Here is a 23,601-nt window from a genome sequence, read left to right as displayed (position 1 = left end):
GGCAAGGAGTGCGCGATGACAGCCACGACACCGGGCCCGCAGACGACACCGGGCCCACGTACGACACCGGGCGAACACCTGACTACCCAGGAGCGGGCCGCCATCGGCAAGGCTGCCCGCGCCCGGGTTCCACGATCCAGCCATGCCGAGTTCGATCCGCCGGCGGACCGGACCGGACCCGTCGAGATCATCGAGCGCCAGTCCGCCACGCGCGTCCCGGAGCTCGTGCCCATCCGCTACGGCCGGATGCTGGAATCACCGTTCCGCTTCTATCGCGGCGCCGCCGCGATCATGGCCTCCGACCTGGGCGCCGCGCCCCACACCGGGATCTACGCGCAGCTCTGCGGGGACGCACACCTGCTGAACTTCCGGCTGCTCGCCTCCCCCGAACGGCATCTGGTCTTCGACATCAACGACTTCGACGAGACGCTGCCCGGCCCCTGGGAGTGGGACGTCAAACGGCTCACGGCCAGTCTCGTGATCGCCGGCCGCGCCAACGACTTCTCGGCCAAGCAACGCCGCAGCGTCGTACGGGGCACGGTGCGGGCGTACCGGGACGCGATGCGCGGCTTTGCCGGGACGGGCAACCTCGATGTCTGGTACACCCAGGCCGACACCGAGCAGCTCCGCGGGCTCATGCCCGAGTCGCTGGGCAGGAGCGCCCGCGACAGGATGTTCCATGCACTGACCACCGCCCGCACCCGCGACACCGTGCAGGCGTTCAACAAACTCACGACCGTCGTCGACGGCAACCGCCGCATCACGGCAGACCCGCCGTTGATCGTGCCGCTGCAGGATCTGCTCCCCGACGTCGAGCGCCATGTGCTGGAGCAGGAGCTACGTCTGCTCATCGAGCGGTACGGCACCAGCCTCGCGTCCGACCGGCGGCATCTGCTCCAGCAGTTCCGGATGGTCGACATCGCCCGCAAGGTGGTCGGAGTCGGCAGCGTTGGCACCCGCTGCTGGGTGCTGCTCATGCTCGGCAGGGACGACGAGGACCCGCTGCTGCTGCAGGCCAAGGAGGCCGACCAGTCGGTGCTCGCCCCGTACGCCGGTGTCGGCCAGTACGAGAACCAGGGCGAGCGCGTGGTGTCCGGGCAGCGGCTCATGCAGGCCGCCGGCGACATCTTCCTCGGCTGGGAGCACGTCACGGGCATCGACGGTCTGCAGCGCGACTTCTACATCCGCCAGCTGCGCGACTGGAAGGGCATCGCCCGGCCCGAGCTCATGGACCCGGGCCAGCTGGAATTCTTCGGCACGCTCTGTGGCATCACGCTGGCCCGTGCCCACGCCCGCTCCGGCGACCGGATCGCCATCGCCGCCTACCTCGGCAGCAACGACTCCTTCGACCGGGCGCTGGCGGAGTTCGCCGAGCTCTACGCCGACCAGAACGAGCGCGATTTCCAGGCCCTGACCGACGCTGCGCGCACGGGACGGGTCACCGCGGAGACCCTCTGATCCGGGTCGGCAAGTCCTACGGATTCACCCGTGGCGGGTGAGGGCTCGCCGGGGGAAACGAGGAGTCTGGAAACAAGCGGACCCCTGGGGTCCGAAAGCGAGGCAGGAGGAGAGCTATGGCTGGCGATCTGGTCCTGGCGTACGACTATCCCGTGCTGGGCGCCTTCTGGACCGTGATGTGGATCTTCCTCTGGATCATCTGGCTGATGCTCCTGTTCCGGATCATCGTCGACATCTTCCGTGACCACGAGATGAGCGGATGGGCCAAGACGGCATGGCTGATCTTCGTGCTGATCGTCCCGTTCCTCGGCGTCCTGGTGTACGTGATCGCCCGGGGCAACCAGATGGGCAAGCGCGAAATCCGGCACGCGCAGGAACAGCAGGCAGCCGTGGACACCTACATCCGGGAGACGGCCGATGCCGGGGGCGCCAAGAGCCAGGCGGACGAGCTCGCCAAGCTGTCCGAGCTCAAGGCCAAGGGTGATCTGTCCGAGGCCGAGTTCCAGGCGGCCAAGGAAAAGATCCTGCACTGACCCCCTCGGGAGTACGTGACCGATCTCAGGAGTACGGGAGTAGAGGAAACGTCATGGCACAGACAATTCACCACCGCTCCGAGGGAGCACAGGCGGCAGCCGGCGGGCTCGTGGTGTTCGCCGCGGTCATGCTGATCATCACCGGTGTCATGGACCTCTTCCGAGGCATCATGGGCATCGCCGAGGACGACATCTTCGTGCGGACACCGAACTACACGTTCCAGTACGACGTGACCGGCTGGGGCTGGTTCCACCTGATCCTCGGAGCCGTAGCCATCCTCGTGGGTCTGAGCCTGTTCAGGGCCCCGCTCTGGGCACGGATCATCGGCATCGCGATCGCGGGAATGCTCATCATCACGAACTTCCTGTCGCTGCCGTACTACCCGGTCTGGTCGGTCATCTGTATCGCCCTGTACGCGTTCGTCATCTGGGCGCTGTGCGTCGTGAAGCGGGACACGATGACCGGCTGACGGCCGGAGCGGGAGCGCGGACAACGCCCTGCAGCAACAGCCGGGAACGACGCGGCGCCCCGACCGGTGGAGACCGGTCGGGGCGCCGCGTTCGCGGGTAGGCCGTGTGGGACTCGAACCCACAACCAACGGATTAAAAGTCCGCTGCTCTGCCAATTGAGCTAACGGCCCTCGGCACAACATCCCTGAGCATAGCCGGACGGGACCGGTGAGCCGATCGGGTATCGGATCACCGGCCCCGTCGAGGCGCCGCGGCAGGTCACCGACGAGACGTCTCGCGGGCGATGGTGCGGGGGTGGTTGCGGTTGAGGAACCAGTGGCGGGCCGAGGCCAGCCACCAGGCCGCGGCGAAGCCCAGGACGGCCAGCACCGCGACCGGGGCGTAGTTGAACGTCTCCCAGGTGACCGGGGAGACCTGCGGAAGCATGAAGAGCACGGTGATCACCGCGACCCAGATCACCGCCACGATGCCGATCGGGCGTGACCAGCGGCCCAGGTGCCAGGGGCCGCGTTCGAAGCTGTCTCCGCGCAGCAGCCGCAGCAGGGTGGGGATGACGTAGGCGATGTAGAGGCCGATGACCGCGATCGAGGTCACGGCGGCGTACGCGGTGACATTGATCAGATACGGCAGACCGAGGACCAGCGCGCCGATCGCCGCGAGCCAGACCGCGGCGACGGGCGTACGGGTCCGGGGGCTGACCGTGTGCCAGACGTTCGAGAACGGCAGGGCGCCGTCCCGGGAGAAGGCGTAGATCATGCGGCTGTTCGCGGTGACGGACGCCATACCGCAGAAGAGCTGCGCGCCGATGACGACCAGGAGCAGCAGCTTCCCGGCACTCGCACCGAGAGCGTCCAGCAGGATCTGGGCCGGCGGCGCTCCTGTCGGAGAGGTGAGGGCTCCTTCGTACGACTGGATGGCGAAGGTGAAGCCGAGCAGCAGGACGAAGCCCGCGATCCACGAGGTCCAGATGGACTGGACGATGCCGCGCGGTCCTGCGGTCGCGGCGTCGTGGGTCTCCTCGGTCATGTGGGCCGAGGCGTCGTAGCCGGTGAAGGTGTACTGGGCCATCAGCAGTCCGATGAGGACGACGTAGATGCCGCTGCCCCAGCCGGTGTTGTTCACGAACTTCGTGAACACGAAGGACGCCGACTGGTGCGAGTCGGGGGCGAAGGTGAGCGCGCCGACGATCACCGCGACGCCCAGCACATGCCACCAGACGCTGACGTTGTTGAGGATCGCGACGATGCGTACGCCGAAGGTGTTGAGGAGGCCGTGCAGCATCAGGATCGCGGCGAACAGCAGGATCGTCCGCCCCGGCGTGACCTCGAAGTCGAACTGGAGATTGAGGTACGCGCCGAGGAAGGAGGCGGCGCCGAAGTCGATGCCCGCCGTGACGGCGACTTGGCCAAGCACGTTGAACCAGCCCGTGAACCAGGCCCAGGCGGCCGCGGTGCGCGGCGGTGCCAGCCGGTGGGCCCAGAAGTACAGGCCCGCGGAGGTCGGGTACGCCGAACAGATCTCGGCCATCGCCAGGCCGACGAACAGGGTCATCAGCCCGACGGCGACCCAGCCCCACGTGATCACGGCCGGGCCGCCGGTGTTCATGCCGAAGAGGTAGAGGGTGAGACAGCCGGAGAGGACCGAGATGATGGTGAACGAGACGGCGTAGTTGGAGAACGCCGACATCCGGCGGGCGAGGACCTGGGTGTAGCCGAGCTGGGCCAGGCGTTCCTCGTCGGTGCCCGCGGAGGGTGGTGTGAGGGCGGCTTCGGGAACGGGTGCTGTTGGCGGGGGGCCTCCCGCAGTGGCGTCATCTGTCATGCCCCCAGCAATTCCCTCGCCGGGGGCACCACATGCGCCATCGGTGGCCTAAAACAGCGCCCGGTAGTACTGCCAGCCGCTTCCGATCTGTTCCGTGGAGCCGAAGGAGCCCCTGCCGTCGCCCCTGTTGCGCAGCAGCTTGCCGTTCGTATCGCGGGAGAGCAGATCGCCCACGCCGTCGCCCGTGACGTCACCCACCGCGATGATGTCCCTGCGTCCCGCGCCCCAGTTGCTGAAAACCAGCGTCCGCGGCTTGAACGAGCCCGTCCCCGTGCCGTCGTAGCGCCACACCTCACCGCCCGCGTCTCGCGCCAGCAGATCCCCTATGCCGTCGCCGTTGAGGTCGTCGGCGCCGATGATCTTCCAGCCCTTCCAGCCCGAGCCGACCTTCACGGCCGGGTCGAGACCGGCACGCGCATTGCCCCGGTAGAGGAAGAGATAGCCGGTGGCCGCCTGGCGTACGAGCAGATCGGGACGGCCGTCCCCGCTGAAGTCGTCGGAAGCGGCGAAGGCGTCAAATCCGTTCCAGCCCTTGCCCATCAGCTGAAGCGGCTCTTTCGGGTCGATGGGGTTGCTGCCGCCGCCCGCACGGTAGAGGGTGCCGTCGGGGGTCCGGATCAGGACATTGCTTCGCGGGTTGTCGGTGTTCGATCCGTACGGGACGAGACGCGTGCGCGGGTCCCATCCGGTGGTGGCCCAGGAGCGGGCGCCGCCCCGCGGGTGGTGTACGGCCGCCTTGCCCGTCGTCGTCATCGAGTAGAACTCGCCGTAGCCGTCGGCGTTCATGTCCCGGAAGGCCGAGGCGCCGTTGACGAGCCGCAGGGAACCGGGCGTCCACGACTCGCCCGTGCCGTCGGCCGGCTGCACGGTCATCTCCCACTGGTACGGGCCGCTGACCCGGTCCTTCGGCTCCCGGTCCCGGGCATCCCACTGGGCACTGACGAGCGCGGCGGTCCGTTCCGTACTGGTCTCGTTCACCAGGACGCCCCTGCGCCAGTCCTTGACCTTGAAGGTGCGGGTGGCGGACGGGCGGTTCAGCAGCACCTTCGCCCTCCAGGGCCAGTGCAGGTCGTCGACGGTGGCCGGGGCGGACACGTCGAGGGCGTAGAAGTCGCCACGCGGCACGGTCACCGGCTTGATGTGGATACGTCCCTCAGTGTCCGTGTAGGCGACATGACCGCCGTACTTGTCGACGCTCCACATGCCCGCCCCCGGCGCCGCCTTGTCGGCCAGCGTCGTGGTGACCGGCATCTCACGGGCGCCGCCGTGGAAGTCGGTCATGGTCAACGCCCCGGTCCCGTCGCCCTGTTGGACGACGAATCCGTCGCCGAGCTTCGCGGACTTGGAGTACGGCAAGCTGATGATCTGGGGGAAGCTGACGCCGGAGTCCCAGATCCATGACCTCGCGGCGCCGTCACAGCGCCAGTAGAACCAGCGGCCGACCTTCTGCAGCTCGTCCGGCGTACAGCTCAGGCCGGTGGCCTGGTCGTACGGAGCGTCGGTCCTGCGGGCCAGGTCGTACCACCGCAGCCACCCGGGATTGCTGCCCGGCGTCCACATGGTGCTGCCCCAGATGGCGACGGCACTGATCGGACGCGTGGTGAGGACCGTGGGCAGCTCGCCGTCGAAGTTGGCGACGTACTGCCTGCCCGTACTCGGCTCGTCGACCGCGAAGAACCGCCCCTCCGCGGCCACCATCCGCTGCTCCGTACCGAGCTGCCCCACGGTGATGGTGTTGTACGACATCCCCTCGCCGGAGACGCTGTGACTGGCCCCGCTCGGATTGGTGTACGCGAACCGGCCGTCCCCGAGCGCATGGACCAGCGGGCCGAACTCCGGGTAGCCGTCCCACACATCGGCAATGTCGGTCCACCGCGGCCCGGGCTCGGGCGTGCCGGTGACGGCGAGGTCGTACGCATACAGCCTGCGCCCGACCTCCGGATCGACCCGGGCCACCACCCCGAGCCGCCCGCCGCCGAGCGCGATGCGCTCGGGCACGGCGGGCCTGCCCTGGTAGGTCCCCAGGTCGATGACGACCTCTTCCGGCTCGCCCTGCCCCTCCGCGACGGCGACACCGCCGGGCGCGAGCCCGAGACCGCCGGCGATGAGGGCGGCGACGGCCCCGAGCACGAGGCTGCGTTTGGTACGTGCGGCGGTGCGGGTCATGCGTACCCCCTGGTGAGCGCCTCAGCTACAGCGCCTCATCGACTCGGAAGGTACGACAGCCCGAACCATCGCTTGGTTGTACACGGTTGACCGGTTGTCAGCTCGGGTCTCAGAAGAGGCCCTTGTAGCCCTGCCACCCCGTCCCGATCTTCGCTGTCGATCCGAACGAACCCTTGCCGTTTCCGTTGTTGCGCAGCAGGTGGCCGGCCGCGTTACGGGTGATGAGATCCGGCTTCCCGTCCTTGGTGATGTCACCGACACCGACGAACGCATTGCGGCCGACGCCCCAGTTGTTGCCGAACACGAGCACCCGCGGCTTCAGCCCGCCCGTCGCCGTACCGTCGTACCGCCACAGCGAGTTCGCCTTGTCGACCGCCAGCAGGTCGCCGATCCCGTCGCCGTTCAGATCCCCGGCACCGAACACTGCTCGGTACGCCGTCCACTTGGTGCCGATCCTGCCGCGGGCCTTCAGACCGCCCGAGCCGTTGTCCGCGTACAGATACAGATCGCCCGTGGAGGCCTGACGCGCCACCAGGTCCGGGCGTCCGTCGCCCGTCAGATCACCTGGTGAGGTCAGCACATTGAACTGGTTCCAGCCGCCGCCCAGTCCTTGCGCGGAGTCGTCGAGCGGGCCACCCGATGAGGTGCAGCGCCCATTGATGCGCGAGAGTTGGCCGTCGGTCTCCCGCAGGATCAGATCGTTGCAGCGGTCACCGTTCATGTCACCGAGCGGGACCGCCTGTGTGACGTTGTACCAATACATGAAGCCACCGCTCCGGAAGCCTCCGGCACCGTTGCCGAAGTGGAAGCGCATGGCGTCGTCGCGGTCGAGTGCGACCAGGTCACCGACGCCGTCCCGGGGGTACGAGAAGTCCCGCCGGGCCGGCGCACCATGGGTCTGCGTGAACAGCCCGGTCAAAGTCAGCGGGGCGCCGTGCCCGTCGGCGGGCTGCGCGGTCAGCGTCCAGGTGTATACGCCGTCCGGCATCAGACCTCCGCTGTCCGACCGGCCGTCCCAGGAACGCTCAAGGTGTCCGCGGACCTCCTCGTTGCCGCGCATGGTGCGGATCACGGCACCGGTGGTCTTGTCCTTGACCGTCACTGTCACAGAGTTGGCCGGCTTGGACAGAACACCCGAGAACTGCCACTCGCCTCCGTTGCTGCCGTCCCCGGTGACGGTCTTCGACACCTCCGAGACGGAGAGCGGCTGAGTCGCCACCCCGGTGGGCACGACATGCATCCGCTCCGCCGCGTCCGCATAGGCGATGTGCCCGCCGAACTTGTCCACCGTCCAGCGGATGCCGCGCTGCGAGGCTGCGGTCGCAGGGAGATCGGCGACCTCGCGGTCCACGGCCGTACCGCCCGAGAAGTCGGTCAGTTCCAGCTTGCCTGCGGTCTTGTCGTGGCGGACCAGGTAACCGTCGCCCAGCAGCGCCTCGTCGGCTGCAACGGCGACGCTCTTCTTGGCCGTACGGTCGTAAACCCCGGCACCGCCGCTCGCCCCGCAGGACCAGTAGAGCCAGCGTCCGAGCGCCTGCAGTTCCTCGGGAACGCAGCCCGCGCCGGTGTCGACCGTCTCCGTGGTCCTCTTGGCCGCGAGGTCGTACGCGGTCACCGTCCCGGCCGTGATCCCCGGGCTCCACAGCTGCCCCGCCCACACGGCGGCGGCCTGGGCGGCACGCGTCAGCACCATCTCGTGCGTGGTCACGTCGAGGACCAGTTGCTGGTCGGCAGCCGGGTTGGTGTAGATCACGTACCGGCCGGCGGCATCGGTGACGCTGCCGCCGTGAGTCCTGCTGCTGTACAGGAAGGCGGCGAAATTGGAATCGATGGTCCTGATCTCGTCACCGACGTACGACCCCGGGTGGCGCAGTACATAAGCGAAGCGTCCGTCACCCGAGGCCTTGAGAGCCGCGCACCCCGGATCGTTCCCTGCGCAGCTCGCGAACGGGCCGTTCAGCGTCCGCTTGATCAGCTGCGTGGGTGTTCCGCGAACTTCCAGCATCCGGAACTGAGCACGGAACGGGCCGGAACTCGCGTCGGTGGAGAGCAGATACCCGTCCCCGGTGGCGATTCCCCGCACGGGCACGGGCACGGGCGGCAGGTCAAGCACCGTGGTGAGATTGGGCGCACCGTCCGTGCCCGCGCTGATCCGGCGCAACGCCCAGTCGTCGGCGTCCTCGCCTCCGACGGCGAGAACAGTGCCGTCGGGGGCCTGCGAGAGCTGGAAAGTGTTCTTGGCGAGCAACGTCTGTGGCGTCCCCCCGGCGATGGGGGTCGCCATGAGCCGGTTCGTAGTCGTATTGATGTGAACGACCCAGTCCCCGACCAGTCCGACCTCATAGCCGACGCGATCCTGCGGCGCCGGGGCGGAGAGTTCGACCGGAGCCGCCGTGATGTCGGATCTGGGTACGACCTTGATCGTGCCACTCACGCTGTACCAGCCCAAGTACTGCGGTGACAGCAGCACTCCGTTGTAGTCGGCCGATGCCGTGTAGGCGGTCACGCGCGCGGTGGAGACATCCACCGTCGCCAGGCGAAGGACATCGGCCACCTTGACCCGCAGCACAACGGTCTTCGCGTCTCCGGCGGTGGCCGTGCCGTAGACACCCCCCTCGGGCAGCCCGGTGACGAGCCGGTCCCGGGTGGTGCCGTCCTCGGCGGCGTCCAGCAGGTGCACCGCGGTGATCCGTGAGGTGGAGGTGCCGTCGACCACGACGGTCTCGCGCTTCACCGCGACCACCGTGCTGCCGTACACCCCGCTGTACGAGAGGCCGGCCGGCACCGTCACGAACTGCGAGGTCCCGGCGGCCGGATCGCGCAGTTCGACATCGCTGCCGCCGACGTAGGCGAGGATGTCAGCTCCAGTGCCGGCCGTCTGGCTGAGTGGGCCAGTCCCCGTCCGCTGCGCGGGAAACGTACGGCCGTCGGAGTAGCGGGTCCACAGATTGCCGGCCACGCCTTCCTGCGTGTGGAAGACACCCTCGGCGCCTGCCGCATCAGCCCATCCGTACGGCCCGGTACCCAGGAGCCCGAGCCCCCGGGGAGACGCACGGAACGTGGCCGGGATCTCGACGGCAGCAGCGGGCTCGACCGGGTCCGCTTGAGCCTCGACGGGTCCGAGACCGATACCCAGCGCGAGCGATACGGCAGCGGCGGCTGCTGTGGTGGCGCGGACGACGGCACGACTGGCCACTCAGGCCCTCCCCATGGAAGAAGAAACAGGGCATGGGGCATCAATGTGGCCTGGTGCGAACGAAAAGTTGGTGACTGGCCCCCCAGTCAGGCCCCCCATGCAAGTGGACGGATCGTAACAGCCGCCTCACAGGCAACGGAAGCGTCTTTCGAACCCGTTCAAAGAGTGAGGTCCCGCCCGGTGCCACAAACGCACGGGGCGAGTCCTTCTCAAGCGAACTGGGCTACTAGAAAAGGCCCTTGTAGCCCTGCCAACCGGTGCCGACCTTGGCCGTGGACCCGAACGACCCCGCGCCGTTGCCGCTGTTGCGCAGCAGATCGCCCGCTGCGTTCCGGGACACCAGATCCGACTTGCCGTCGCCCGTGATGTCGCCGACGCCCACGAAGGCGTTGCGGCCCGTCGCCCAGTTGTTGCCGAAGACCAGCACCCGCGGCTTCACCGTGCCCGCCGCCGTACCGTCATACCGCCACAACTGGTTCGTGCCATCCACAGCCAGCAGATCGCCGATGCCGTCGCCGCTGAGATCACCGGCACCGAACACCGCACGATATGCAGTCCACTTGGCGCCGATGCGGCCGCGCGACTTCAGACCGCCGGCGCCATTGTCGGCGTACAGATAGATGTCACCGGTCGCCGCCTGCCGCGCCACCAGATCCGGACGCCCGTCACCCGTCATGTCACCCGGCGACGTCAGCACATTGAACTGATTCCACACCGTGCCCAACGAGGTGTACGCGCTGGTGGGCGTCAACGCCTTCGCGCAGCCCGGCTTGTATGCCCGCAGCTCGCCGTTCGGCATCCGCACCAGGACGTCATTGCACCGGTCGCCATTGAGATCCCCGAACGGCACCGCGGCAGCCGAAGTCGACCAGCCGCTCCCAGCCGTCGCCCCGGAAAACACGCCGGTGCGAGTGCCGTGCTGGAACGCGAGGACTCCGGACGAGCTCAGCGTCAGCAGGTCACCAACACCGTCGATCGCGCCGGCGGGACCTGCATGGTCGTGTCGTGCCGCCCCCGCACCGGTGAGCTTGATCGAGCCTGATCCCGTCAGTGGCGCGCCTTGGCCGTCAGCGGGGTGGGCTGCCAGGGTCCAGTTGTACGTCCCGTTGGGGACGTACGCGCCCGAGTCGGCCTTCCCGTTCCACGTCACCGCAACCTTGCCTCGCGACGACGCCCCTGACAGCGTTCGTACCACTGCTCCCGTGGAACTGTTCCTGAGGGTCAAGGACCATGAAGCCGCGGGCTTCGACAACCGCCAGGTCCCCTTCCAGTACAGATTCGCGGACCGTGCGTCCGCGGTCGCCGGTGTGCTGGAGTCGATCGTGGTCAGGGCGGAGACCGCTCCCGGGACTGCCCTCACATGGACCCGCTGTTCCCGGTCCAGATAGGCAATTCCTCCGCCGAAGCGGTCGACTGTCCAGCTCAGGCCACGGCCCGTCGGGCTCTCGGTCGGCGCCAGTTCGGCAGGCACCTGCGTCGTGACGCCGCTCTCCCTCAGATCTGTGATCTCCAGCCCGTCCCCGTTGGCACGGCGCACCAGATAACCGTCGCCGAGCAGAGCCTCCCCGACCGGGACAGCGACGGAATGCGCCGTCGTACGGTCGTAAACTCCGGCCGGACCGGCTGCCGCGCAGCTCCAGTAGATCCGTCGACCAACGGTCTGGATCTCCTCCGGAACACAGTTCGCGCCTGTCTCAATGGCCCCGGTCTGCGCGCCACCGCGCAGATCGACCGAGGTGATCCGGCCCGGCTTCGCGGAATCCACCGTCCAGAGCTCGGCGCCCCACAGCGACGTGGCGACAACGGGACGGGTCTGCAGGACCTTCTGTGCCTCGGTGTCGAGAATCGACTGGACCGCCGGCTCCTCGCCGTTGTAGACGACGTAGCGTCCGGACGTGCTGACGAGGCGGCCGCGGACCCCTTCGGGCACCAGCGTGTACGTTCCCGCGCCGCCCTCTCGCTCCACGTTCACGCCTTCGAAGTCCATGGTCTGCCAGACGATGCGGGCGACACCGCCGTCCCCAGTGGCCTGCGCGAGGCACTTTTCACCGCCGAGATGACAGGTGGGAGAAGCTCCCGCCCCGAAGTCCGTGCGTGCTGCGGGGTCGAGCGTGCCGTCCAGGGCAAGGTCCCGGCGGAAAAGGTGCAGATCTTGGCTCCACCTACTGCTGCTGGTGTCACCGGTGATCAATTGACTGTGCGCCAGGGTCAGCACTCCGGTGTGGGCAGTCGCAGGCTCGACGTCTCGCACCCGGCTCACCGTCAGGCTTCCGTCCGCCGCGGCGGACACGCGCTGCACGGCCCAGTTCTGGGCACTGGTGCCACCGACCACGAGCAATGATCCGTCGGGAGCCACCGCGCCCTGGTCCTGGGCCAGATCGAGGATCCTCTGAGTCCGGCCGAGTAGCGGCGCCACGGCCCGCAGCTCAACAGGCGAGTGTCCCGGAACGTATCCTCCGTCGCCGTTTCCGATGACCCAGTCACCGATGACGGCGAGCGGCCAATAGGCATTCGAGGGCAATACCTTGGGAGCCGCGCCCGGCTCGTCGCGCGGGACCACCTTCAACTGTCCGTAGCCTGGAAGAACCACAGAGGTCGACGTCAGTCGGACTCTCAGGGAATCGAGGTATACCCCAGCCGTACCGAGCGCGGCGAACGCCTGGGCAGCCGCACCGGATTCCAGGTCGACGACGAGTGCCCTGGTCTCGCCCGCCTGTACGTAGGGAAGGACCAGGGACCGGGCGTCACCCGCAAGCACACCTGCGCGCCACGTCGCGCCGTCAGGCAGACCGGTGATCGTACGGTCGGTGATAGTGCCGTTCAGATCACGCAGCAGGTGGAATTCCACCACCTGGTTCACGCGTGTGTATGTGAGGACCGAGTCTCCGAAGGCGCCGAGGTAGTACTGCCCCGTCGGCCAGGTGATCGAGACGACTCCGCCCGTCGCCATGTTCTGGATGCGCGCAGTCCTCGCGGCGGTGTCGGCCGAGAGCCGCACGAAATCCGAACCCACCCCGCGGAGGTTCGTTCTCTGCGGAGCCACGCCTTCGAACGTGGTCGTCACCCCGTCGTAGCGAGTCCACTGCACTCCGGGCGCACCTTCTTGCGAGTGCAGATACCCCGAGCTGCCTGCGCTGATGAGTACGTCCGAACGAGGCAGCCCTCGCTCCGCCGCCGGAATCGTCACCTCGGCCGACGGCGTCTCAGCAGCCCCCGCAGGCACAACGACCATCGTTGCCATCGACGTGATCGTCGCGGTTACGGCAATCGCCGCTGACGTGCGGATGGCACGCCGTCTTGGAGCGAAACGCAACAAGGAGGCCCCTCCCCGGGAAACCTGAAAGCCAAGAAGCGGGGAGAGTCTGCGGCGGCCGATGACGGGCGGAACTATTCCGCCGGAGCCCTTGCCGTGCCCCCCACCGCAAGTAGGCGGATCGTAACAGCAGCCACACAGGCAACGGAAGGTGGATTCGAACCCGTTCAAAGCGACAGGGCCCGCACAACACCGAAGTGTCGTACGGGCCCTGTCAGCAGGTCAGGCTCAGTGAGCCGTCAGCCGGTCAGCCGTTGCGCTTCCAGCGCGGCTTGTCGTCACGCCGACCGAAGGAACCGGTGTTCGTGCCGGTGCCGGTACCCCCGCGGTGGTCGTCACGACGGCCGTACGGCCGGTCGCCGCCACCGGAGCGGAAGCCGCCCGTGGGGCGGTCGTCGCGGCGGTCGCGGTTGAACGGGCGGTCGCTGCCTCGGTGGCCCGAGGGGCGGTCGTCGCGGCGGAAGCCGCCACGGTCGTCACGGTTGAAGCCGCCACGGTCGTCACGACGGTCGTTGCCACCGGAGCGGAAGCCGCCCGACGGACGGTCGTTGCCACCGGAACGGAAGCCACCGGACGGACGGTCGTTGCCACCGGAGCGGAAGCCACCGGACGGACGGTCGTCACGACGCTCGAAGGAACGGCCACCACGGTCGTCACGACGGTCGTTGCCACCGGAGCGGAAGCCGCCCGACGGACGGTCGTTGCCACCGGAGCGGAAGCCACCGGACGGACGGTCGTCACGACGCTCGAAGGAACGGCCACCACGGTCGTCACGACGGTCGTCACGGCGGTCATCGCGACGGAAGCCGCCCGACGGACGGTCGTTGTCACGACGGAAGCCACCACGGTCGCCGCCCCGCTCGCCGCCACGGCGCTCGAAGTTGCCCCGGTCGTCGCGGCGCTCGAACGCCGGACGGTCGTCGCGGCGCTCCGCCGACTGCTCCGGCACCGAAGCCGCAACCTCGGCAGCGACCTCCGCCTCGGCGACAGCCTGCACCTCGGCGACCGCGGTCTCCGGGTCGTCGCCCCGCTCGCGCGCCGCGCGCGCCACCAGGCGGTCGGCCTCCTCGCGGAGTTCGGCCGCGCGGCGCTGCACGCGCTCCAGCTGCTTGGTCAGGTCGACGACCTCGCGCTCCGCCTGCTTGGCGGCGTTGTTCGCGGAGTCGGCCTGGACCTCGGTCAGCGAACGGGCGCCGGTGATCTCGGCGACCTCCGGGTCGAACGCGCCGGCACCGGCGACGATGTGGCGCGAGGCGTCGACGCCCGCGTCCTCCATCAGACGGAAGATCTGGCGGCGCTGGTGCGGCAGGGACAGCGACACGACCGTGCCGGACTTGCCGGCGCGGGCGGTACGGCCCGAGCGGTGCAGGTAGTCCTTGTGGTCGCCGGCCGGGTCCACGTTCAGGACCAGGTCGATGCCGTCGACGTGGATACCGCGGGCGGCGACGTCGGTCGCGACGAGCGCGTTGACGTAGCCCTTCTTGAAGTCGTCGAGGACGCGCGTACGGGCGCCCTGCGTCATGCCGCCGTGCAGTGCGTCGGCCTTGACGCCCGAGTCCTGCAGCTGCTCGGCGATACGGTCCGCGCCCAGCTGGGTGCGGACGAAGATGATGGTGCGGCCCTTGCGGGCGGCGATCGCCGCGGTGACCGGCGCCTTGTCCTTCGGCTTCACGACGAGCACGTGGTGCGTCATGGTCGTGACGTTGCCCTGGGCGCTGTCGACCTCGTGGCTGACCGGGTCGACGAGGTAGCGGCGCACCAGCGTGCCGATCTCGTTCTCCATGGTGGCGGAGAAGAGCATCCGCTGGCCGCCGGCCGGGATCTGGTCGAAGAGCTCGGTGACCTCGGGCAGGAAGCCCAGGTCGGACATCTGGTCGGCCTCGTCGAGGACGGCGACCTGGACGTTCTCGAGCGAGCAGGCGCCACGGTTGATGATGTCGCGCAGTCGGCCCGGGGTGGCGACGAGGACGTCGACGCCGCGCTCGAGCGCATAGATCTGGTTGCCCATGGACGTACCGCCGCAGACGACCTTCATCTTGAGGCCGAGTACGTCGCCGTACGGCTGCAGCGCGTCCGCGACCTGCATCGCGAGCTCACGGGTCGGGGTGAGGATGACCGCGCGGGGCTTCTTCTTCTCGGTGTGGCCGCCGGCCAGCGTGGCCAGGGTCGGCAGGCCGAAGGAGAGGGTCTTGCCGGAGCCGGTGCGGCCGCGGCCGAGGATGTCCTTGCCGGCCAGGGCGTCCGGGATGGTCGCGGCCTGGATCGGGAAGGGGACGGTCACACCGTTCTGCGCGAGCTTGCGGACGACGCCCTCGGGCAGGCCCAGCTCGGCGAAGGTGACGGTCTGCTCGGCGGCCTCGGTGTCGGCGACCGCGTCGGACTCGACGGACTCGACGGCCTCTACGGCGTCCAGGGCGTCTACGACCTCGGCAGCGGAAGCCGCCACGGCCTCGTCGTTCTCGGGCATGACGGCGTGATCAGTACTGAAAGTGGACATGCGAAATGCGAAACCTTCCGGAGTCTCGGCACGCGCCCAAACTCCGTGAATCGCAAATTCGACCGCCTCAATGCGGTCAGCCACGGCAAGGGAGAGTACGCGCCACGCGGCGCTCTTCTGTGTCGGCGCCGGGCAATGGGATCAAACGATCTATAACCATACGCACCCTCCCCCACAAATGGCAAACCGCGTCCGAGTGACTCCGGTTACACGGGCATCGGGGCGGGTCCTACATGGGTCCCACCTGCGGAGACGCCGTCGGTTCGCCCCGCATCCGCCACCTCTCGGCCGCCCGCATCGCCCCCGCGCGCACCTCCGGCGCCGACGACGCCGAGGGCGGGTCGGTGGGCTCGCTCGGCGGCGGCGTGGGGCTCTCCGGTGGCGGCTCGGACGGCGACGGCTGCGGCGGCGACGGCGGTTCGGAAAGGGACACCCCGCCGCGCGTCGGCTGCGGCAGCCCCGGCGGCTGGGGCCCGGGCCCGCCCCGCGTCGGCTTCGCCGCGGGGCCCACCGAGGCGCTCGGGCCCGGCGAGGCCCCCTTGCCGTCCGCGTCCTTGCCGCCGGACGTGTCCCTGCCGTCGCGCCCGCCGTCGGCATGCCGCCCGCCCGGCGCGGCGTGCCCGCCGTCCGAATCGGCCACCGTCCCGTGCCGGTCCGCGGTCGAACGGGGCGGCGGCTTCCCGCCCTCGTCGTCGCTCACGCTCATACAGCCTGCCGAGGCTGCGACCGCCAGCGAAGCGGCGATCCACACAGCCAAACGGCCTGGGGCGGACAACTGGCGCACGAGCAGCACCTCCGGAGCACGGGAATCGAGACGGGTCTCACTGCCCAACTCCCCATGCCCCACAAGGGACACGCCCCGCGCTACAAGGCCGACACCCCCCAGGCGCCCCCCTGGGCCACCGGCCCGCCCGCCAACTCCGCGCCCAGGGTCACCGATCGGAGCCCCACCAGCAGCGACGCACCCACATTCGCGGCCGCCGGAAACGTCCAGCCGCCCCCGGTCGGACGCGGCATCTCGTACGAAAACATCGAGGACCTGGTCACTTGGGGACCGTCCGCGTCACGACCGCCCGCGTCGCCGAGGCTCCCAGCCACACCGCGCACAGGGCTCCCACGACCGTCCCCGCCGCGTACGCGAACGCCGTGCCCGCCTCATCGCGTTCGAGGAGCTTGTAGAAGTCCAGCGCGTACGCCGAGAAGGTGGTGAAGCCGCCGAGTACGCCCACGCCGAGGAACGGCCGCACCAGCGGATGCGCGGGCCTGCCGCCCCGGCCGCCCCGGCCGACCAGGACCATCAGCACTCCGATCAGCGCGCAGCCCACCACATTCACCCACAAGACGGTCCACGGGAACGCGCCCGGCGCCGCCGGCCACAGCGAGGTTGCCCCGTACCGCGCCAGCGATCCCGCCATGCCGCCCGCCGAGATGACGGCGAGCACCGGCCACTTGCGCCTGCCCGCGGCCTCGGCGCGCTGGGCGGGGACATGGAGATCGACATCCGGATCGACGGCCTCGGAGGACGGGCGGTGCGGGTGGTCCGGGTGGCTCATCCGTAGCCCAGTGCGTGCAGCCGCTCGTCGTCGATCCCGAAGTGATGGGCGATCTCATGCACAACGGTGATCTCGGTCTCCTCGACCACGTCCTCGCGGGTCTCGCAGATCCGCAGCGTCGGCCCGCGGTAGATGGTGATCCGGTCCGGCAGCACGCCCGCGTACCACTCGCCGCGGTCGGTGAGCGGAGTCCCCTCGTAGAGCCCGAGCAGCTCGGGGTCGTCGGCGGCGGGCTCGTCCTCGACGAACACCGCGACGTTGTCCATCAGCCGCGTCAGCTCCGGCGGGATCCTGTCCAGGGCCTCGGCGACCAGTTCCTCGAACTCCTCGCGCGTCATCTCCAGCACGTGGCCATTGTCACGTACGCCGACCGGGCGGTCGCCCCGGCATGGCCGCCCGCCGGACTGGGCATACGGGACCAATGGCACGCGAAGCCCCGGAACCGATCCGATCGATCCGCGCAGCGCTCACCTCGATCCGCGCACCGCACACCCGGCTCCAGCGCCTCTACCGCTCACGCAACACCGGACCCACCAACACCTTGGTCCACGGCCCCCACCCCTGGACCCGCGCCCTCGGCCTCACCGCCGTGGTCCTCCTCGGCGCATGGCTCGGCCTCCTGATCGTCGGCAGCGTCCGCACGCCGGTCGGCCCGATGGACACGACCATGACCCTGCGCCCGTCCCTCTCCGGCGGAACGAAGATCAACGTCTCGCCGCTGGGGGCGCTGGAGCTCGACTCGCACGTCGCCCCCGTCCGCCTCGACGTCGACGTCGACCAGCTCGACCCGATCCGCTCCCAGGCTCTTGTCGAACACCCCGAACGCCTCTCCGGCCTCCAGGACGAGGTCGTCCACGACGTCACCGACGGCACCACCGAGCTGGCCGTCCGCTCCTGCGTCGCCGCCGTCTCCGGCGCGACCGCGCTCGGCCTCGCGGTCTACCGCCGCCCGCGCCGCGCCCTCGCCGCCGGCGGCCTCGCGCTCGCCCTGCTGGCCGGGTCCGGCGTCTGCGCGTACGCCACCTGGAACCCGAAGTCCGTCCTGGAGCCGAAGTTCTCCGGTCTCCTGTCCAGCGCCCCCTCCGTCGTCGGCAACGCACGTTCCATCGTCACCGAATTCGACGTCTACCAGCAGGAGTTGGCGCGCCTGGTCACCAATGTCACCAAGCTGTACGACGCGACCTCCACCCTGCCGGCCTACCAGCCGGATCCCAGCACGATGCGCGTGCTGCACGTCTCCGACATCCACCTCAACCCGGCGGCGTGGCACATCATCGGCTCGCTCGTCGAGCAGTACGGAATCGACGTGATCATCGACTCCGGCGACACCATGGACCACGGCACCGCCGCCGAGAACGGCTTTCTCGACCCGATCCCCGACCTCGGCGCGCCCTATGTCTGGGTCCGAGGCAACCACGACTCCGGCACCACGCAGGCGTATCTCTCCCACCTGAAGAACGTGCACGTCCTCGACGACGGCCGGGCCGTCACGGTCGCGGGCCTGCGCATCGCGGGCATCGGCGACCCCCAGTTCACCCCGGACCGCTCGATCGTCGCCGAGGGCGACCCGGCCGAACGGATGACGGGCATACGCCTGGCCTCCGCCCTGCGCGACCAGTCCCGCGCGGGCACCCCCGTCGACATCGCGGTCACCCACAACCCGGTCGCCGCCCGCGAGACCGACGGCGTGGTCCCGCTGGCCCTGGCAGGCCATGTCCACCACCGCGAGACGGAGGTACTTCCGCACGGCACCCGCCTGAAGATCGAAGGCTCGACGGGCGGTGGCGGTCTGCGCGCCGTACAGAACCGGGAGCCGGAGAAGGTGCGCGCGTCCGTCCTCTACGTGGACCGTACGACCAGGCGGCTGCAGGCGTGGGACGAGATCACGCTGGGCGGCCTGGGACTGGCGACGGCCGAGGTCAGCCGCCATCTCCCAGAAGAGAACCACCCGGGCGCGACCCCGTCCCCGAGCGTCCCCTCGCCGCCCCCGACCGCGTTGTCCGGGGGGAGACGCTGACCCCGGCGGCTCCACCGCGGGTCGGCCCCGTAAACCGTTTTGGCGATAGCTCCCCGCATCCCATATGCTTCTCACGTCCCCGACGCGCTGCAAAGCGCCCAGGTGGGCCCTTAGCCCTCATCGTCTAGTGGCCCAGGACGCCGCCCTTTCAAGGCGGTAGCACGGGTTCGAATCCCGTTGGGGGCACGCATTACTGTGTGCGAGACTTGTGCTCGCACACTTGCTTGGTCCTGTGGAGCAGTTTGGAGTGCTCGCCACCCTGTCAAGGTGGAGGCCGCGGGTTCAAATCCCGTCAGGACCGCTGCGGCTCGTGAGAGCTGCGTGGCTGGGTAGCTCAGTTGGTACGAGCGATCGCCTGAAAAGCGATAGGTCGCCGGTTCGACCCCGGCCCCAGCCACAACCCGAAAGCCCCGATCCCGTGCGGACCGGGGCTTTCTCCGTTTCCGCACCCCACGGCGCGCCCCGCACCCACGCGAAACGACGTGCTCCCCTGGTTTCGGATCTGAACGGATCTGTTCCGTTCTGCACCAGCTCGTAGGGGAAATGGGTTCGCCAGCGCTTTCCCGGGGGTGCGATCCTGGCATCCGTATGTCTACTTCCTTCGCAGACCTTCAGACCCTGCTGGCCGGGGCGTCACTCCGCGACGCCCACCGGCTCGGCCGTCGTCTCGAAGGCGCCCGCCGCATCCGTCAGCCCGAGGCGCGGCAGGCCGTGCTGGACGAGATCGCCACCGAGGCCGAGCGGTCCTTGGCCCGCACGGCCCTGCGCGCCACCCGGGTCCCCGAGGTCACCTACCCCGAGCAGCTCCCGGTCAGCCAGAAGAAGGACGTGATCCTGGAGGCGATACGGGACCACCAGGTCGTGATCGTCGCGGGCGAGACCGGCTCGGGAAAGACGACGCAGATCCCGAAGATCTGTCTGGAACTGGGCCGGGGCGTACGCGGCATGATCGGCCATACGCAGCCGCGAAGGATCGCTGCCCGCACGGTCGCCGAGCGGGTCGCCGAGGAGCTGCGCACCCCCCTGGGCGAGGCGGTCGGCTGGAAGGTCCGGTTCACCGACCAGGTCGGCGGCGACACCTTCGTCAAGCTGATGACGGACGGCATCCTGCTCGCCGAGATCCAGACGGACCGCGAGCTGCGCGCGTACGACACGATCATCATCGACGAGGCCCACGAGCGGTCTCTCAACATCGACTTCCTGCTCGGCTATCTCGCCCAGCTGCTGCCCAAGCGCCCCGACCTCAAGGTGATCATCACCTCCGCGACGATCGACCCGGAGCGTTTCTCCCGCCACTTCTCAGAGGCCCCGATCGTCGAGGTCAGCGGTCGTACGTACCCCGTCGAGGTCCGCTACCGGCCCCTCCTTGAGGACGAGAGCGAGGAGTCCGACCGCGACCAGATCACCGCGATCTGCGACGCCGTCGAGGAACTCCACGGCGAGGGCAAGGGCGACATCCTCGTCTTCCTCTCCGGCGAGCGCGAGATCCGCGACACCGCGGACGCGCTCAACAAGAAGCAGTACCGCTTCACCGAGGTGCTCCCGCTGTACGCGCGCCTCTCGCACGCCGAGCAGCACCGCGTCTTCCAGCCGCACACCGGGCGCAGGATCGTTCTCGCGACGAACGTCGCCGAGACCTCGCTGACGGTCCCCGGCATCAAGTACGTGATCGATCCGGGCACCGCCCGTATCTCCCGTTACAGCCACCGCACCAAGGTCCAGCGTCTGCCCATCGAGCGGATCAGCCAGGCCAGCGCCAATCAGCGTAAGGGCCGCTGCGGCCGTACGTCGGACGGCATCTGCATCCGGCTGTACGACGAGGACGACTTCCTGTCCCGCCCGGAGTTCACGGACGCCGAGATCCTGCGTACGAACCTGGCGTCCGTCATCCTCCAGATGACCGCTGCCGGCCTCGGCGACCTCGAGAAGTTCCCTTTCATCGACCCGCCGGACCACCGCAATATCCGCGACGGTGTCCAACTCCTCCAGGAACTGGGCGCGTTCGACCCGGCGCAGAAGGACCCCAAGAAGAAGCTCACCCAGCTCGGCCGCAAGCTCTCCCAGCTCCCGGTCGACCCGCGCCTGGCCCGTATGGTCATCGAGGCCGACAAGAACGGCTGCGTACGCGAGGTCATGGTGATCGCGGCCGCGCTCTCCATCCAGGACCCGCGCGAGCGTCCCGCCGACAAGCAGACGCAGGCCGACCAGCAGCACGCCCGCTTCAAGGACGAGACCTCCGACTTCCTCGCCTACCTCAACCTCTGGCGCTACATCCGCGAGCAGCAGAAGGAGCGCGGCTCCTCCAGCTTCCGCCGGATGTGCAAGCAGGAGTATCTGAACTTCCTGCGCATCCGCGAGTGGCAGGACATCTACGCACAGCTGCGTACGGTCGCCAAGCAGATGGGCATCCACCTGAACGAGGAGGACGCGCCCGAGCAGTCCGTCCACACCTCGCTGCTGGCCGGTCTGCTCTCGCACATCGGGCTGAAGGACACCGACAAGAACGAGTATCTGGGCGCCCGCAGCGCCAAGTTCGCGGTCTTCCCCGGCTCGGCGCTCTTCAAGAAGCCCCCGCGCTTCATCATGTCGGCCGAGCTCGTCGAGACGTCCCGGCTGTGGGCCCGGGTCAACGCCAGGGTCGAGCCCGAGTGGATCGAGCCGCTCGCGCAGCATCTGATCAAGCGCACCTACAGCGAGCCGCACTGGGAGAAGGACGCGGCGGCCGTGATGGCGTACGAGCGGGTCACCCTGTACGGGGTGCCGATCGTCGCCCAGCGCAAGGTGAACTACGGGCGCATCGACCCCGAGACCTCGCGCGATCTCTTCATCCGCAACGCGCTGGTCGAGGGCGACTGGCGTACGCACCACAAGTTCTTCGCCGACAACCGCAAACTCCTCACCGAGGTCGAGGAGTTGGAGCACCGCGCCCGCCGCCGCGACATCCTGGTGGACGACGAGACGCTCTTCGACTTCTACGACCAGCGCGTGCCCGAACATGTCGTCTCCGGCGCGCACTTCGACTCCTGGTGGAAGCACAAGCGCCGGGACGAGCCCGAACTCCTCGACTTCGAGCGCGAGATGCTCATGACCGAGAAGGCCGGGCAGGTCACCAAGGACGACTATCCCGACTCCTGGCGCCAGGGTCCGCTGAAGTTCCGGGTGACCTACCAGTTCGAGCCGGGCGCGGACGCGGACGGTGTGACCGTCCACATCCCGCTCCAGGTGCTGAACCAGGTCACGAGCGAGGGCTTCGACTGGCAGATCCCGGGGCTGCGCGAGGACGTCGTCATGGAGCTGATCCGCTCCCTGCCGAAGCCGATCCGGCGGCACTACGTCCCGGCGCCGAACTACGCGAAGGCTTTCCTGGAACGGGCCGTCCCCCTGCAGGAGCCGCTGCCCACCACGCTGGCGCGTGAGCTGCAGCGCATGGTCGGCGTGCCCGTCACGGCGGACGACTTCGATCTCACCCGGATGCCGGACCACCTGAAGATCACGTTCCGGATCATCGACGAGCGCCGCAAGAAGCTCGCCGAGAGCAAGGACCTGGACGCCCTGAAGCTCCAGCTGAAGCCGAAGGCGCGCCAGGCCCTGTCCAAGGCAGCGGCGGCGACCGCGGGCCCCTCGGGCGAGTCCATCGAACGCTCGGGTCTCACCGACTGGACCATCGGCACGCTCACCCGCGTCTTCGAGACCCGGCGCGCCGGCCAGCCGGTCAAGGCCTATCCGGCCCTGGTCGACGCCGGCGAGAGCGTCTCCGTACGCCTCTTCGACACCGAGGCGGAGCAGAAGCAGGCGATGTGGCAGGGCACGCGGAAGCTGATCCTGCTCAACATCCCCGTGAACCCTGCCAAGTTCGCCTCCGACAAGCTGACCAACCAGCACAAGCTCGCGCTGTCACGCAATCCGCACGGCTCGATCCAGGCGCTCTTCGACGACTGCGCCACGGCCGCGGCGGACAAGCTGATCGCCGACCACGGGGGCCCGGCCTGGGACGAGGAGTCGTACCGCAAGCTGTACGACAAGGTGCGGGCCGATCTCGTCGACGCGACCGTACGGACCGTGGGTCAGGTCCAGCAGATCCTGGCCGCCTGGCAGGCCTGTGAGCGCCGCCTGAAGGCGACGAACAGCCTGACGCTGGTCAACAACGTCCAGGACGTCCGCGAACAGCTGGCGGCCCTCATGCCGGCCGGTTTCGTCACCAGGACCGGCCTGCGCAGGCTGCCGGACCTGATGCGCTATCTGGTGGCCGTGGACCGCCGCCTCCAGCAGATGCCGACGGCCGTCCAGCGCGACACGACGCGCATGGAGAAGGTCCACGAGATGCAGGACGAGTACGCCTGGCTGCTGGAGCAGATGCCGCAGGGCCGGCCGGTCCCGCAGGAGGTCCTGGACATCCGCTGGATGATGGAGGAGCTGCGGGTCAGCTACTTCGCGCACGCGCTGGGCACGGCGTATCCGGTCTCCGACAAGCGCATCGTCAAGGCGATCGACGCGGCGGCGCCGTAACGCGGCGGGGCGGCTTGCATCGAGTTCGACCGCACCCACTGGCCTGCTGTACAGTCTCTCTCGCAGCCAA

The 23,601-nt window shown here is 69.0% G+C and carries 13 protein-coding genes and 4 tRNA genes; 8 read left to right on the top strand and 9 right to left on the bottom strand.

What is annotated here, in order from left to right; translation table 11 throughout:
- Window positions 1-15 precede the first annotated feature (15 nt).
- The 3 genes from OG905_RS21465 to OG905_RS21455 all read left to right on the top strand — a co-directional run bounded on the left by OG905_RS21465 (window position 16) and on the right by OG905_RS21455 (window position 2,461).
- Window positions 16-1,458, top strand: coding sequence for a DUF2252 domain-containing protein (locus OG905_RS21465; RefSeq protein ID WP_328675363.1), 1,443 nt, complete (start codon window positions 16-18; stop codon window positions 1,456-1,458).
- 116 nt (window positions 1,459-1,574) lie between these two features.
- Window positions 1,575-1,991, top strand: coding sequence for an SHOCT domain-containing protein (locus tag OG905_RS21460; protein WP_328675361.1), 417 nt, complete (start codon window positions 1,575-1,577; stop codon window positions 1,989-1,991).
- Between the two features lie 53 nt (window positions 1,992-2,044).
- Complete coding sequence (locus tag OG905_RS21455) at window positions 2,045-2,461, top strand: DUF7144 family membrane protein (RefSeq protein WP_328675359.1); 417 nt, start codon at window positions 2,045-2,047, stop codon at window positions 2,459-2,461.
- A 98-nt stretch (window positions 2,462-2,559) separates the two neighbouring features.
- On the opposite strand, the gene OG905_RS21450 is transcribed toward OG905_RS21455, so the two are convergent.
- From OG905_RS21450 to OG905_RS21410, 9 genes are all read right to left on the bottom strand, one after another.
- Window positions 2,560-2,632 (bottom strand) — tRNA-Lys (locus OG905_RS21450).
- An 88-nt stretch (window positions 2,633-2,720) separates the two neighbouring features.
- A complete protein-coding gene (locus OG905_RS21445; RefSeq protein WP_328675357.1) occupies window positions 2,721-4,283 on the bottom strand; it encodes an amino acid permease in 1,563 nt (520 codons plus the stop codon).
- 48 nt (window positions 4,284-4,331) lie between these two features.
- A complete protein-coding gene (locus OG905_RS21440; protein ID WP_328675355.1) occupies window positions 4,332-6,449 on the bottom strand; it encodes an FG-GAP repeat domain-containing protein in 2,118 nt (705 codons plus the stop codon).
- Between the two features lie 109 nt (window positions 6,450-6,558).
- The gene (locus OG905_RS21435; protein ID WP_328675353.1) at window positions 6,559-9,645 is read right to left on the bottom strand and encodes an FG-GAP-like repeat-containing protein; all 3,087 of its coding nucleotides are present in this window, start codon (window positions 9,643-9,645) and stop codon (window positions 6,559-6,561) included.
- Between the two features lie 226 nt (window positions 9,646-9,871).
- Entirely contained in the window at window positions 9,872-12,886 is a 3,015-nt protein-coding gene (locus tag OG905_RS21430; protein WP_328675351.1) for an FG-GAP-like repeat-containing protein, read from the bottom strand.
- A gap of 319 nt (window positions 12,887-13,205) precedes the next feature.
- On the bottom strand, window positions 13,206-15,455 hold the full coding sequence (locus OG905_RS21425; protein ID WP_328675349.1) for a DEAD/DEAH box helicase: 2,250 nt from the start codon (window positions 15,453-15,455) through the stop codon (window positions 13,206-13,208).
- Window positions 15,456-15,684: 229 nt separating this feature from the next.
- Window positions 15,685-16,155, bottom strand: a complete 471-nt coding sequence (locus OG905_RS21420) for a hypothetical protein (RefSeq protein WP_328675348.1) — start codon at window positions 16,153-16,155, stop codon at window positions 15,685-15,687.
- A 343-nt stretch (window positions 16,156-16,498) separates the two neighbouring features.
- Window positions 16,499-17,008 (bottom strand): fluoride efflux transporter FluC, encoded by a 510-nt coding sequence (locus OG905_RS21415; RefSeq protein ID WP_328675345.1) that lies wholly within the window; start codon window positions 17,006-17,008, stop codon window positions 16,499-16,501.
- Window positions 17,005-17,355 carry a metallopeptidase family protein gene (locus OG905_RS21410; RefSeq protein ID WP_186357137.1) on the bottom strand — a complete coding sequence of 117 codons (351 nt, stop codon included), beginning with the start codon at window positions 17,353-17,355 and terminating at the stop codon, window positions 17,005-17,007. Before OG905_RS21410 ends, OG905_RS21415 begins: the two co-directional genes overlap by 4 nt.
- 74 nt (window positions 17,356-17,429) lie before the next feature.
- Here OG905_RS21410 and OG905_RS21405 point away from each other — a divergent pair, with 74 nt between their 5' ends.
- From OG905_RS21405 to hrpA, 5 genes are all read left to right on the top strand, one after another.
- Window positions 17,430-19,025, top strand: coding sequence for a metallophosphoesterase family protein (locus OG905_RS21405; RefSeq protein ID WP_328675341.1), 1,596 nt, complete (start codon window positions 17,430-17,432; stop codon window positions 19,023-19,025).
- A gap of 113 nt (window positions 19,026-19,138) precedes the next feature.
- Window positions 19,139-19,211: transfer RNA gene (locus tag OG905_RS21400), tRNA-Glu, on the top strand.
- A gap of 40 nt (window positions 19,212-19,251) precedes the next feature.
- A tRNA-Asp gene (locus OG905_RS21395) sits at window positions 19,252-19,326 on the top strand.
- A 22-nt stretch (window positions 19,327-19,348) separates the two neighbouring features.
- A tRNA-Phe gene (locus tag OG905_RS21390) sits at window positions 19,349-19,422 on the top strand.
- Between the two features lie 191 nt (window positions 19,423-19,613).
- The gene (gene hrpA, locus OG905_RS21385) at window positions 19,614-23,531 is read left to right on the top strand and encodes an ATP-dependent RNA helicase HrpA (protein ID WP_328675339.1); all 3,918 of its coding nucleotides are present in this window, start codon (window positions 19,614-19,616) and stop codon (window positions 23,529-23,531) included.
- The last annotated feature ends 70 nt before the right edge of the window (window positions 23,532-23,601 follow it).

This window comes from Streptomyces sp. NBC_00322 (assembly GCF_036147535.1).
GTDB lineage: Bacteria > Actinomycetota > Actinomycetes > Streptomycetales > Streptomycetaceae > Streptomyces.
This window is presented reverse-complemented; position numbering and strand designations above follow the sequence as displayed.

Coding starts and splice junctions, on each gene's coding strand:
- OG905_RS21445 (WP_328675357.1), bottom strand. CDS start 4,283: ATGACAGATGACGCCACTGCGGGAGGCCCCCCGCCAACAGCACCCGTT.
- OG905_RS21455 (WP_328675359.1), top strand. CDS start 2,045: ATGGCACAGACAATTCACCACCGCTCCGAGGGAGCACAGGCGGCAGCC.
- OG905_RS21460 (WP_328675361.1), top strand. CDS start 1,575: ATGGCTGGCGATCTGGTCCTGGCGTACGACTATCCCGTGCTGGGCGCC.
- hrpA (WP_328675339.1), top strand. CDS start 19,614: ATGTCTACTTCCTTCGCAGACCTTCAGACCCTGCTGGCCGGGGCGTCA.
- OG905_RS21465 (WP_328675363.1), top strand. CDS start 16: ATGACAGCCACGACACCGGGCCCGCAGACGACACCGGGCCCACGTACG.
- OG905_RS21440 (WP_328675355.1), bottom strand. CDS start 6,449: ATGACCCGCACCGCCGCACGTACCAAACGCAGCCTCGTGCTCGGGGCC.
- OG905_RS21405 (WP_328675341.1), top strand. CDS start 17,430: ATGGCACGCGAAGCCCCGGAACCGATCCGATCGATCCGCGCAGCGCTC.
- OG905_RS21430 (WP_328675351.1), bottom strand. CDS start 12,886: ATGGCAACGATGGTCGTTGTGCCTGCGGGGGCTGCTGAGACGCCGTCG.
- OG905_RS21415 (WP_328675345.1), bottom strand. CDS start 17,008: ATGAGCCACCCGGACCACCCGCACCGCCCGTCCTCCGAGGCCGTCGAT.
- OG905_RS21425 (WP_328675349.1), bottom strand. CDS start 15,455: ATGTCCACTTTCAGTACTGATCACGCCGTCATGCCCGAGAACGACGAG.